Genomic DNA, 13,280 nt, shown 5'->3' with positions numbered 1-13,280 from the left:
GGATACAAATATCACGACTTTCCTCTAAGTTGCTATTAAATTTGATTTTATCTTTCTCAAGCCATTTGTAGACCCGCTTGTTTACTAATATCAATCACCATTTATTCATTTATTTGAGCTTTTTAAAGCTAGTCTAAAGGATTCAATAGTACAGCGATTTAAAAATCACAAAAAAAACAAGGGTAGCCCTGTAAAATAACTTAGGACTACCCTTGTTGATTCATAAATTTTAATTTCCGTTTTGCAACTCCCTATTTAGAAAGAAAACAAGACTTTATTGTGTTAATTTTAAAGAAAACAAAACTTTATTGTTCAGAACAACACTTTATTGTAATGAATCACAATGTGTGCAATCGTTAAAAAGTCGTGTTACGCCCCCTCCCCCACCAAATCACCTCAAAGCCTTGCCGCACCTGCCTTTAACGCCCCTTTTCTCTTCTCACCTATTTCACCCTGAGCAAATAAAGTCGTCCTACAAATCGGAGAAAAAACGTGATAAAAAAGTAAATAAATTCGAGTTGAAAAAGCAGGAGTAAAGGCAGGGTAGAGCAAGGGAAAGAAAGGGATTAGGGCAACGGCATCGGAGTGAAAATTGGAGAAAGAAATTGAGGTAAAGCTTGATAGAACAAGGGATTTGAGGCGTTTAAGATCCCCCCTTCTCCCTAGACCCGCTTCCCTGATTTATGAAAAGAGCCGAGGAAAACAGGAGTGGATACCTGAGTTTCGCTCGGCTTTTCGATACGACTTTATAAGCTTTGATGCGACTTTGTAATTCTTAGGTCAACTTTTTGAGGTTTTCACACAAGTGTCGGGTGATAAAAAAGTCTGGAACCAAAATTATTGATACTACTGGGTTTGCAGCGGCTCTTGATAAATACGAAAAAAAGAAAGTCTGAAACCGCTAAAAAATACCATGTAAAGAAAGTTGGAAACCAGTTATCTTGATTTCAATGTCACAAACAGCTCAAATTTTGAACCCCTGATCTCCTGAATGTTGGATAACATTAAAATTCAAACTACCTATAAAATATAAGCATGTCTCTAGTGTTAATTTGAAGACTGTTTTTCCATTTTTGTTACTTCAAACAAGAGGCTTTATAATAACTTTCGAAATGCCATCAATAACAAAGACTTCAGATGTTTTAACACATTCAAAATGTATACGACATTGTCCGTATAATTCAAAATAATCTTTAAACGACTTAAAACCATCGCCCTTTTGGTCTGTAATACCAACAACTAGAGGTTGATCGAAAAAAAACATCTCTATTAGTACATACTTTTCGCGTTCTTCAATATTTATCTCAATACTATGATTAAAGTCTACGAAAAGTGGTTTATCAAAAAACTGTTCGAGTTGAGCGGTTTCCTGAATTTTATATATCAAGGCCTGGAAGTCTTCTTTCGTCTCCATAAACTTTCCAACCGTTGGGTATATAATAGTATTAGTTTCAACATTAAATTGAACACAGCCTATAAAAATATAATCCTTTGCTACACTGAGAGAAACCTTTAACTGCACTCCAGCTATATCAACATAAATTAAATTTTCCTTAATGACTTCAAAATGTCCATAAACGGTTCTTTTCCAGCCTAAATCAACAATTATGGCCTTTCTTCCAATTGAATTAGAAATACCATTTTTAAAGAATTTATCTGAATGAAATTTGAAAAATCGTTTATAATAGATAGCGGCTTCCGAGAGATAGCCTTTCTCCGTAAAGCAAAGAGCTAAGCCAAAAAGTGCCTGCTGATTTTCTTTTTGTTTAGTCAAGCATTGTTCAAAATAATCTATTGCATCATCATATAAACCAAAGAATCGGTAAAGTTCGCCTTTATGGGCTAGGGCTTCATAGGATTCTGGATCAATATCGAGAGCTTTGTTTATATGCTTTAAAGAGTCGCCATATATACCCATTTGAAAATAGGCAATACTTAGGTTGAGATGCGCGTATTTAAACATACTATCTATCTCAAGGCACGATTTGAAGTGCTCAATCGCTTTCTTAGTAGAGTCAACACTTTGAGATGTGAAATAGATATAACCCAAATTATAATGTGCCAGAACAGAAGCCTTTAATGATAGTGAATACTCAAACTGTTCCATAGCTTCTTCAAATCTCTTTAAAGCTTTCAAACTCAAACCTCTAATTAAATATGCTTCATAGTGGGTGGGATCCATTTTTATAATTTCATCGCAATACTTTATTGCGCAGTCATAATTATTTAATAACTCATGAAGTATAGCACATTGAAATTTCAATAGTTTTTTTCGGAATATCGTTTCTAAACTTGAGTATATTTCCAAAGATTCACTAAATTCCTGATTATTAAAATGCTCTTGCGCTTCTTGAATCCTTTTCTCTAATTGCCTATAAATCTCGTCTTTTGTTTCGCCTAAAACAGACATTAACTCAGTAGGTTGAATGAATTGGGACTTATACGCTGTTTCTATAATTTCTGTGACCAAGGATTTTGTAGAATGTTCTTCTGCAAATTCTTTCAATTGTTTTAACGAAAGTGAACCGCTTGTTTCTCGCAATTTCTGAATATATACTGATAAGCTATTCATAAAGCCTGATATATCCACTGTACGTTTTTCTCTCTCAAGCCATTTCATTATTACAAAGAACAAAGCCATATGCGCCATATCTGCGGGTAGTTCAACATATTCGCTTTTAACGAATAAATTACTTTTAGGATCAATTTCTTTTTTTACCAACTCCGCTTCAAAATCAGAAATTATCGTTTCTTTCCAATCAGAATCTAAGTCAGATTGCATGGCATACCTGAATCTTTCTCTCTTCTTTATAATTTGGCGCAATTCATCATCAAATTGGGCACAAACAACCAGGATTGTATCATTTCTCTTCAGGGGAGTTTTCTCTAGAATTTTGAGCATATCTTTAAGGGATAATGTTTGTTTTTTTACCTGTGCAGTTATTATATTCCCTTCTTTGTGAATAGAAAAGTCATTTACCATTTCAACTCCAAGGCTCAGTAGCTCATCGTCCTTATTTAAGTAAGTGAAGAAATTGTATAAGGCACATGTATCTTGATAGGATAGGCCCGCTGAATTATGAATTCCTCCCATTAATTGTGGACCAAAATACGACGGCATCTGCATATTATCACCTTCACTTTTCAATAAAGAAAATTGTACCTCCACCATTTTGAATATGCAAAAAATAACTATGTCATTTAAAGAATCTCTATTTCATCCTCTCCAAACCACCCCTCTTGTAATACGTGCTTCTTTACCTTTTCTGGTTCTGCTGTGTAAGCAACAATAGCCAAGCTTTTTTCAGCTCTGCTACATGTGACATAAAAGAGACGACGAGTTCTGCTAATACTACTATCCCTACCTTCTTTTTCATTTTTTATCTCATCGACTGTTCTCTCCTTAGCTCCAAACAATTTTTCATAGTTAAACGTTTTCCCCCGTGAATCATGATCATCTATAATTACCATAACGTTAGGAAATTCAAGACCCTTTACTCCTTGATGTGTTCTAAAATTTGTTTGTTCGGATATATACGATTCGTACGCTTTAAATTGACTGAAATTAGAACTTAAGCATAATCTCCAGGCATCCAGTTCCGGATCACCAGCACCTTTTTCAGAATTAGATACAGACTCATTAGTCTCGTTGCATTTCTGGATTGTTTCTGGAATAATTAATGGAGTTAAACTCCCTGGTATATCAAACAATTTAGATTGTGCAACACATTGCAATATATCATTTCCCGTTGGTTCTTTTCTATCATCCCACAACGATAACAACTTTTTCATAGCAGCATTTGCTAGTTTCAATTGTTTAAGTTGATTAGTACTTGAACGCATTGTCTTTTTAATGAGTAACGGTGAATATTTTTTCACTATGCTGGTTATTATAAATTGATCATTATTATCTCTTGCAATCGCTATTGGTAATATGATTTGTGTGAAGAACTTTAGTTCTGGTAGCGAGCCTTCCCATAATCCTGTTTTTAATTTATCGACTGGGTTTAAAGCACTGAATATATTTTCAAAACCTATTCTGCTTGCTGCCATATGATGTTCAAGAATTAATGAAATATAATCTGAATTCTCACCCCATGACAAGTCTTTTGTAATTTCAAACATTTGTTTTACTACTTTATTTTCAGCAGTTTTCTTATCAATTTCATTAGGAAAAATAAACAAGCGTACACAACCTTCTCTGGCATCAGTTCTAGGTAACTGCTCTTGATCATCTACTACCGAACGAATCTTATTAATTAATTTAATGATTCTATTAGGAGAACGATGATTCATTTTTTTTATGGGTTTCGCCCAATCTGTTGGTAAGTTCATTCCCAGATCCGCTTTCCCATCAAGGTAAATCCTCTGCATAGTATCACCAAATAGCCCAAGAGCAAACTCAGATGAGTAATCGCTTTGTACTTTAAAAAAGGCATCCATTAGTTTTGTATTTGTGTCTTGGCTTTCATCAATCAATAAAAAAGGAAATTTTCTTATTAGGATTTTTTGCAATAATGGTTTCTGAGTTAAAAAATACACTCCTATGTTTATTACTTCCGAGTGGTTTAAGGAATCTACTCCCTTATTTTCCCCATTAGGACTATACGAGAATTTAGTTATACTATTTAGCTTTTGAATTCTCTTTGTTTTATATTCAATGTTACTTATACGATCATTCGCAGTTTTTGTTCCCTTACTCCCTTTCCTTTGTTTTTCTTGTAGTTCTTCAATTTGTATTTTGAGATTATCATGTAACCATTTTTTTATGTCAAGCTGGTGATCCTTGATTAGTTCCCAAATAAAACTGTGGATTGTCGAGACAATAAATAATGGATTATAATCTAAACGTCTTTCAATCTCCTCACTTGCTACATTAGTGAATGTAATTATTGCAATACGCTGGCCACTTAATTTCATTCGATTAAAATTTTTCTCCTGAAATCTATTAAGCGATGTAACCAAAGATTTAGTTTTACCGGAACCAGCCCCTGCAAACAAAAAAAAGCTCTTCGGTCTATCCAAATTCATACAGCTGCATATCTCATCATCCACATAATCATCAACATTATTTTTATCTACGATTGACATTTAAATCAACACCTCATTTTTTTGCTCAACTGTTTGAACCACAAAATCTTGATGTTTTTTTTGCAGTTCGTTTTGCAACCAAACAAGTCCTTCATTAATATAAGTAGGAACATTAAGTGAATCATTCTCTTTTAATAATAAGAGATCTAGGGCAAACTCAGCTTTTTTTACACTTTTTAACAAGTTAAAGATACTAAGTCCTAACTCTGTTGCAGTAGAAGCTCTATTAACTGTATTTTTAAAGCTATTAATTATTCCATCGCCCTCGATAGTTTTGAAAAGTGATATATTATTGAATACAATTGCATCTTCAAATGTATTTGACAGCGCTTCTTCTTTTCCGCATATCGCATTTAATTCAACTAAAACCGGGCATTGGTAAGCAACTCTAATAGAGAAAAAGTCATCGTAATACTTTGTTTTTCCTGCATCATCCATGTCTAATAATAAATCGATCTCTTCTTTCTCTGGCACCCATGTTTTCAAAGTGTTATTACCAGTTCGAAATTTTTGCCTCCTACGAGGATGAATTGCATTAGTGCCCTTACCCTTTGGCTTAATTGAATCCAAATCAGTAATTATAAGACTCGTTAAACCTAAGTGTTCAATAAGTGGCCTTAATCTATGTGCATGGCTTCCACCAATCTCAAGTAATGATACATAGCTTTCATTAAGCTTTTTAAAGTTACGTCTAATAAAATGAGGAACTAACATACGCTCTGCAGGTCCTTCTACCAAGATAGCCGCATCTGCGAAAAACAAATCACAATGTGTTGTTTTTAAATATCGAGTTACAAACTTGTCTGTTTCTTCCTCAGGACCAAATACTTCTGAAAGATTCACAACCGTTGACGTAGGCACCTCATTAAGACTTCCTGCTGGTTTTCTTCTAAAATAGCGCAGACTGGAGAATTTCATTTCATGAGCAATGTGGCTTGAATGGGTACTTACAACCATTTGAGTCTTTAACAACTTTTGATTACGTAGATTTTCATGCTTATTTAGTATGTCATAAGCTTTTCTAATAAATACTTGTTGGACCTGTGCATGAAGATGTGCTTCAGGTTCCTCTATTAATACCAAATGTATTGGAGGAAGAATAACGTCCTCTTTATCGATAGACTTTCTTTTACCTACTTTGCCAACTTGCATCCAGTCATCACGAAAACTCATTAATTTGAATACCATTGAAATAAGGTTTTGATAGCCTAATCCATTGTATTGTTCAGGTAGACTTAATGGAATATTAATTGATTCAGCATTTCCTCCTAAAAGCTCGAACCGAACCGCAGAATTATGATTTAACCCATCCATTGGCTGTATCTTAGTAGAAATAGTTATTTTAGGATCATTAAAACCTGGATAACCTAAGCTTTCCAATTCTTTTTTTGCGTTCTCAAACCCCTTAAGCAGTTTCTCATCAAATGAATACTGAGCATTTTCTATTGCTTGTAGCGCCTGAATATCTGATGAATCAGGATACTCGGATGGGTTTAAATGATGGTTATAATAACTTCTGAGTTGAGATGAAAGATTTCCGTTTGTATTAGTAAAATCTCCCGACTCCACCGAAGCTTTTCCAGTATCTACATCAGTAAAACCTCGCTGCGCATTTATGATATTTATCAGAATAAGACCTTTAAACGGGTCTCCATCAATTTGCCCACGGTCCTCAGGTATTATTTGAGCATTAGCTATTCCCTTAGTTGGTTCTATACACTTTGAAGGATCCAAAATATATGCTTGGATAGTAAAATGAGACTCCAGTTTCCTAGAAAGAAAGTCATGCATATCTTTAGGCCATAATTTTAGTGGTCTTTCATTAATTTGAGATATATTAGCTGACTTAATAGTTTCAATGGCAGCTATTCTAGAGATACGGTACTCTTTATATAACTGTTCAAAGTTTCCTGGCTCTAGTCTCAAACGTACTCCAAGCAATCCACCTTCCCAATCCAATGTTGGTATTAGATGCGATACGTGATGTATTTCTGTATCATTAACTTGCAACCAAACATCTAAAGAGGGCAAGCACTCCGACCATCTCTCTGACAAGGGAAGTTCAAAATCATCATCCCCCTCCTCCCACATACGCCCAATTTCATTGATTTTTTCCCAATGTGATAGTGTAAAATCATTTGCGGTAAATTTGTTCTTTCGGATTAAAAATTTTCTTAAAGCATCCATAGCGGAGGTTTTCCCACTATTATTTGCGCCTACGAATAGAGTGGTATCTTCGGAAAACTCTACTCGGCAAGATACTAATTTTCTGAAATTCTGAATTTCTACATACTTAATATGCATTTCAATAACCACCTTTTCAATCAATTTATTATTTGAAGGCTTCTCATTTCTCTACATCTTTTTCCAATCAAATCTAGCTAGATGTCCCTTCAACCTATGGGGCCATCTATGCGTATTAAAGCATTCTCCAAGCCTTTGGTTTTTTAGTCTTTCAGCCCTTATCCCACATGCTATACACTTGTATTCTGCTTTTTCAGTCGCATAATTTTTGCTCACAAACAGATTCGATGCTGATTTTCTGTTTATCTGAACAAAGAAGGATAGTGCTGCTGTCAAAAAAATATAAGTAACTGCTATTGAGATAGTTGTCCAGATGAACATTGCGCCCTGAACCAATCTACTTGAATATGTATCGCTAGCAAAAAATAAAACCCAGAATGCAATCGTACTAAAACCAAATGTTCTTATAGCCCTTGAAGCCAGCCATTCTTTGAAGGGTAATGAATATTTTTTTTGATAAGCTTGAAAACCACGGTTATATGCATCATGCAATACAGCATATTCACTGCGAAATTCGAAGACAAGCTTTTCTCGCAAAAACTGATATTCAGATTTTTCTTGATTATTCAAGCTATTAAACCGACTTTCGATTTCAATAATTTCTTGAAACTCTTCTAATCTGCTAATTGATAACAGATGCCCATCTTGTCGTATAATTAATTCCACTTCAGCATCTATCATTAAATCATCTCGTTTTCTATTATTAAGTAACATTAATAAAGGTGAGTAGACTCTTATCATTTTGTCCGCAAGAGTCTTCTCATAGTAAATTTTTTCTTCTCTCTGTTTTTTCGAATTCGAAATGATTGATTGTGCTAGACCACTAACCAAAGCAATAGAACTACTCACAATAGCTGCCATTAACACTGGGTTTGAGATTATTTCCATATCAATCGACTGCCTTTCACTTTATACTGCAAATAAAATAAAAAACTATTTACAGTCTTTTATTTTCACAATAAATTCTATACAAATATATCTGTGTAACTACTACTTTTGTTGAACTAACTTTTGAACTACATCTTTACTCTGTTCCAGAAATCTCACCTCAAATGTCACTTTATTATATTTATCTCCATAGTGACGGGAATTGGCCATTTCCATAATATCCTCAATCATACTCTTGTCTTTATTGTAATGTCTTTCTTTGAAATCCAGATAATCAGACTCATAACCATCTTCGATTAACTCATAAATCTAATCTATCTATACCTAACCCTAAACTATTTCATAAGCAAAATGAACTATACGATAGCTGTAGAAATTCGACAATTACCAAGAATATCCTTCTTTTTTTAAAAAAATACTTCAAAAAATTAGGACCATACAACTATAAAAGCACGAAAAGGAAAATATTTAAACTATCTACTTATTGTAGACCAATTTAAAATTAGCAACTACTGTGGTGAGGGAATAGAATTTCAAAACTACCCAATTTTGATAGTTATTAATTGCGTTTGTTCCATTGAGAGATTAAAGGCCGAGGTGAATAAAGCAAAATAAATTAGACGTAAAAGCAGAGGAATCATTGTAGAACTACTGGAATTTAGGTATAAAATCAAAGTAGAAACTCAAAAAACTTGATTCAGCAAAAGTTATAGAACACTTGTCTGCTAGGAAACAAGGGAAATAATAAGAAAAAGCCGTACGGAATTCAGGAGTGAATACCTGAGTTCGTCGGCTTAATGGCAAACTTTAAGTGATCAGTGTTGGACTTTCTGTGATAAGTGGAGACTAAAATTGTTTTCTATACAGGGGGAATTTATTACTCTCCCCTACTCCACCGTAACACTCTTCGCCAAATTTCTCGGTTTATCAACATCATGCCCGAGCGCAAGCGAAGCATAGTAGGAGATCAATTGCAGTGGCACAACGGACAGTGCTGGAGTCAGGATCGGCAGTGTGCGAGGAATCGAGAACAGTGTATCAACCGACTTGTTCGCTTCCTCTTCATAGCCAACATTGCCAATACCGAGCACATTCGCGCCGCGCGCTTTCACTTCTTTAATATTGCTCAGTGTTTTCTCGTACAGCTCTTCCTGCGTCACCAATGCGATAACGGGAACGCCCTCTTCGATCAATGCCAGCGTACCGTGCTTCAGCTCGCCAGCCGGGTAAGCTTCCGAGTGAATATACGAAATTTCTTTCAGCTTCAGCGAGCCTTCCAGCGCTACTGGATAGTCAATGCCGCGGCCGATAAAGAACAGGCTTGGATGCGAGGAGATCGATTCAGCAATATCGCGCAATACCGGCGCTTGCTCCAAAATGCTTTCCACTTGCTCAGGAAGCTCTTGCATAGCAGCAAGAATTTCGCTTACCTCAGCTGTATTTTTCGTTCCCACCGTATCTGCGAAATATAAGCTGAGCAGGTAGAATACTACGAGCTGCGATGTGTAAGCTTTTGTCGAAGCAACCGCAATTTCCGGTCCTGCCAACGTTACCAGCACATCATCCGCTTCGCGGGCAATCGAGCTGCCCACTACGTTCGTAATCGCCAATACGCGAGCGCCATTGCGCTTCGCTTCACGAAGTGCAGCAAGCGTATCCGCTGTTTCACCGGATTGGCTGACTACAATTACGAGCGTGTCTGGCGTAATAATCGGCGAGCGGTAACGATATTCCGAAGCGACATCCGTTTCAACCGGAATGCGGGCAATGGACTCAATAACCGTTTTACCAACAAGGCCAGCATGGTAAGCTGTTCCGCAAGCTACGATATGCACTTTACGAATTGTCTTAATATAATCCTTCGTCATTGTCAGCTCAGACAGCTGTACCGATTTGCCATCGTCAGCAACGCGGCCCAGCATCGTGTCGCGGTATGCTTTCGGCTGCTCATAAATTTCTTTCAGCATAAAATGATCAAATCCGGCTTTTTCTGCGGTTACCAGATCCCAATCGACATGGAATATTTCCTTGGAAATAGCCGCGCCTTCTGTCGTCATCAATTCGACACCATCACGTGTCAAAATAGCCATTTCGCCGTCGTCTAAAATATAAACGTCACGCGTATGCTCCAAAATCGCCGGAATATCCGAGCCGATGAAGTTTTCGCCTTCGCCTACGCCGATGACGAGCGGGCTTGCAAAACGAACCGCTACCAGCTTCTCCGGTTCAAATTCCGTCAATACGCCAAGCGCGAACGCTCCGCGCATACGTTTTACCGCACGCTGCACTGCTTCAATGATGTTGCCATCATACTCATCAGCTACGAGATGCGAGATCACTTCTGTATCCGTCTCCGATACGAATACATGGCCTTTCGCAGTCAGCTCGTCTTTCAAATCCAGGTAATTCTCAATGATGCCATTGTGAACGACCGAAAATTTAGCGGAATTGTCCGTATGCGGATGAGAGTTCACATCGGATGGCTTGCCGTGTGTTGCCCAGCGCGTATGCCCAATGCCGACGGAACCGTGCAATGGCTCGCCTTGCAGCTTGCCTTCAAGATTAGCAAGACGTCCTTTTGCTTTCGAAACTTCAAGACCGTTGTCTGTGAATACAGCAATACCTGCCGAGTCATAGCCGCGGTACTCCAGCTTTTTCAGCCCTTCGATCAAAATCGCCTGCGAGTCACGTTTACCAATATATCCTACAATTCCACACATAATTTAATAGACCTCCGTTATAGGTATAATGCCCTTATGACGGATGCCTGCCTATATGCGGCACAGGCGCTATTCGGTTGTCACAAATTCAGTTCTGCTTTTGTCCAAAGAAGTTGTGTAACCCTCTGCCCGTACCAGCCCCACAGGCGGCACCATAGACATACGGGAATAAAAGTTCAATTATTTCGTCTGTTGATGCCTGCTGAACGTTTGTATGAATGGTCGCCCAAACATTTTGCGTCTCAGCTTTCGGTTGGCATGCTATAACCGGGAGGCCCCCGCCGAACATTTCGAACACCTCCACCTCGTCAGCTTCCCGTATGATTGCCCCGACTGCATCTCCATAACCGCTGTCCGCATATCCATCATGCAGCCCATTCATCGGTCACGTAGAGCATCAAAACAAATCATCACGCAAGCTCTGGCGCTTATATTGCAGTGTAACCTCGATCCTCGCTTTCCTTCTGGAATGAAATCATACTCTTTATTGTATTCATTTTCAGGCAAATATGCAACAGCATCGGGCTCGTGCCCATTATAAGCAGCTATACCCACCGATTGCCTCCATTGCCTCCTTCATTCTATGTCTCCATAAACGTATCGGTGCCTAGCCGCCTGCCTCCCGCAAATCACCTTAGCATGCGCTCAAGCTTCAACGCGTATGCTTCGGTTCAATCGCCGGAGGACAAGCGGCCTTAATCATTAAAGGCACTGATTAATGTCATTTATGCCGCTTAACATTACTATCGTTTACTATTGCTCCCATTAAAAATAAGTCCCGTATACTATTACTGCCCTTAAAGTATATAGCCGTTAACCCTCACGGACATTGAAAATTATGGTTGAAGATTCCGATCGTTAACGATTATCGCCGCTGAATACTCAGCCCATTAATCATTAACCGAGTTCTTTTTTCACCACATCAACGATTTTTGCCACGTATGCTTCAACCTGAGCCTTGTCTGGCCCTTCTGCCATCACGCGAATGAGCGATTCCGTACCGGAAGGACGAACGAGCACGCGGCCATTGTCGCCAAGCTCACGAGACACTTCTTCCGCTGCTGCTTCAATCGCCTGGTTGCCCAGGTATTTGCTCTTGTCTTCCACGCGCACGTTGACGAGCACTTGCGGGAACTTGCGCATAATGGTTTTCAGCTCGCTAAGCTTGCGGCCGGAAGCTTTGATCGTATCGACCAGCTGCAAAGCGGTCAGAATGCCGTCACCCGTCGTAATATAATCCAGAAAAATAACATGGCCGGACTGCTCGCCGCCCAAGTTGAAGCCGCCGCGACGCATTTCTTCCATCACGTAGCGATCGCCAACAGCGGTTTGTGCGGTTTGCAGGCCAAGCTGCCCCGCCGCCTTGAAGAAACCAATGTTCGCCATAACCGTTGTAACGACGGTATCATGCTTCAGCTTTCCAGCCTGTTTCATAGCGTCGCCAATGATGCACAAAATATAATCGCCATCGACCTCTTCGCCCTGGTCATCAATCGCAATCAGGCGATCGGCGTCGCCGTCAAAGGATAGTCCCAGATCCGCTTTATGCGCCAGCACCTGCTCACGCAAATATTCAGGATGCGTCGATCCGACGCCCGCATTGATGTTGCGGCCATCCGGCTCCGCTCCTACCGTAATAATTTCCGCGCCAAGCTCGCGGAATACAGCTGGCGCCAGCTCATAAGCAGAGCCGTTCGCGCAGTCGAGCACGATTTTAAGGCCGCTGAACCCGCCTCTAATCGTCGTTTTCAAAAAGTCCAGATAACGCTTCTTCGCGGAATCGTCATCGGTTACAGTGCCAATATCGCCGCCTACAGGGCGCGGCAAATCATCCTGCTCCGCATCAATCAGCTGCTCAATGCGAATTTCAGTCTCATCCGACAGCTTGAAGCCGTCGCCAGCGAAAAACTTAATGCCATTATCCTCAACCGGATTATGCGAAGCGGAAATCATAACGCCCGCATCCGCCTTCAGCTCGCGTGTAATATAAGCGACTGCCGGCGTCGATACGACACCTAGGCGCACAACGCTTGCGCCGATAGACAGCAAGCCGGCGATAAGCGCTGATTCCAGCATTGGACCGGAGATACGCGTATCCCGTCCGATGACGACTACCGGCTTATCTGCCTCTCCCGTTAATACAAATCCGCCGCAGCGGCCAATTTTATAAGCAAGCTCCGGTGTCAATTCCTGATTCGCGACACCGCGCACGCCATCTGTACCAAAATATTTCCCCATTGTCGTTCTAGCCCCTTTTATTATATCGATATTGGCTGA

Annotated in this window: 6 protein-coding genes; all 6 read right to left on the bottom strand. The window is 39.2% G+C overall.

The annotated features are described in order from the left end of the window. Positions 1-1,081: 1,081 nt before the first annotated feature. Positions 1,082-3,148: a tetratricopeptide repeat protein gene (locus BBD42_RS12155; RefSeq protein ID WP_172455467.1), complete on the bottom strand. Its 2,067-nt coding sequence runs from the start codon at positions 3,146-3,148 to the stop codon at positions 1,082-1,084. Positions 3,149-3,201: 53 nt separating this feature from the next. Beyond that, positions 3,202-5,091 (bottom strand): UvrD-helicase domain-containing protein, encoded by a 1,890-nt coding sequence (locus BBD42_RS12150; RefSeq protein WP_099518325.1) that lies wholly within the window; start codon positions 5,089-5,091, stop codon positions 3,202-3,204. After that, the gene (locus BBD42_RS12145) at positions 5,092-7,395 is read right to left on the bottom strand and encodes an AAA family ATPase (protein ID WP_099518324.1); all 2,304 of its coding nucleotides are present in this window, start codon (positions 7,393-7,395) and stop codon (positions 5,092-5,094) included. A gap of 51 nt (positions 7,396-7,446) precedes the next feature. Further along, positions 7,447-8,283, bottom strand: a complete 837-nt coding sequence (locus tag BBD42_RS12140; protein WP_099518323.1) for a hypothetical protein — start codon at positions 8,281-8,283, stop codon at positions 7,447-7,449. A gap of 887 nt (positions 8,284-9,170) precedes the next feature. Continuing rightward, positions 9,171-11,003 carry a glutamine--fructose-6-phosphate transaminase (isomerizing) gene (gene glmS / locus BBD42_RS12135; protein WP_099518322.1) on the bottom strand — a complete coding sequence of 611 codons (1,833 nt, stop codon included), beginning with the start codon at positions 11,001-11,003 and terminating at the stop codon, positions 9,171-9,173. Between the two features lie 897 nt (positions 11,004-11,900). After that, entirely contained in the window at positions 11,901-13,241 is a 1,341-nt protein-coding gene (gene glmM / locus BBD42_RS12125) for a phosphoglucosamine mutase (RefSeq protein WP_099518320.1), read from the bottom strand. Positions 13,242-13,280 lie beyond the last annotated feature (39 nt).

This window comes from Paenibacillus sp. BIHB 4019, from assembly GCF_002741035.1.
GTDB lineage: Bacteria > Bacillota > Bacilli > Paenibacillales > Paenibacillaceae > Pristimantibacillus.
Note: the sequence above shows the minus strand (reverse complement) of the source record. Positions and strands in the feature narration are given on the sequence as shown.

Bases quoted from the DNA above. Each gene is read 5' to 3' on its own strand.
- BBD42_RS12150 (WP_099518325.1), bottom strand. From the start codon at position 5,091: ATGTCAATCGTAGATAAAAATAATGTTGATGATTATGTGGATGATGAG.
- glmS (WP_099518322.1), bottom strand. From the start codon at position 11,003: ATGTGTGGAATTGTAGGATATATTGGTAAACGTGACTCGCAGGCGATT.
- BBD42_RS12145 (WP_099518324.1), bottom strand. From the start codon at position 7,395: ATGCATATTAAGTATGTAGAAATTCAGAATTTCAGAAAATTAGTATCT.
- glmM (WP_099518320.1), bottom strand. From the start codon at position 13,241: ATGGGGAAATATTTTGGTACAGATGGCGTGCGCGGTGTCGCGAATCAG.
- BBD42_RS12140 (WP_099518323.1), bottom strand. From the start codon at position 8,283: ATGGAAATAATCTCAAACCCAGTGTTAATGGCAGCTATTGTGAGTAGT.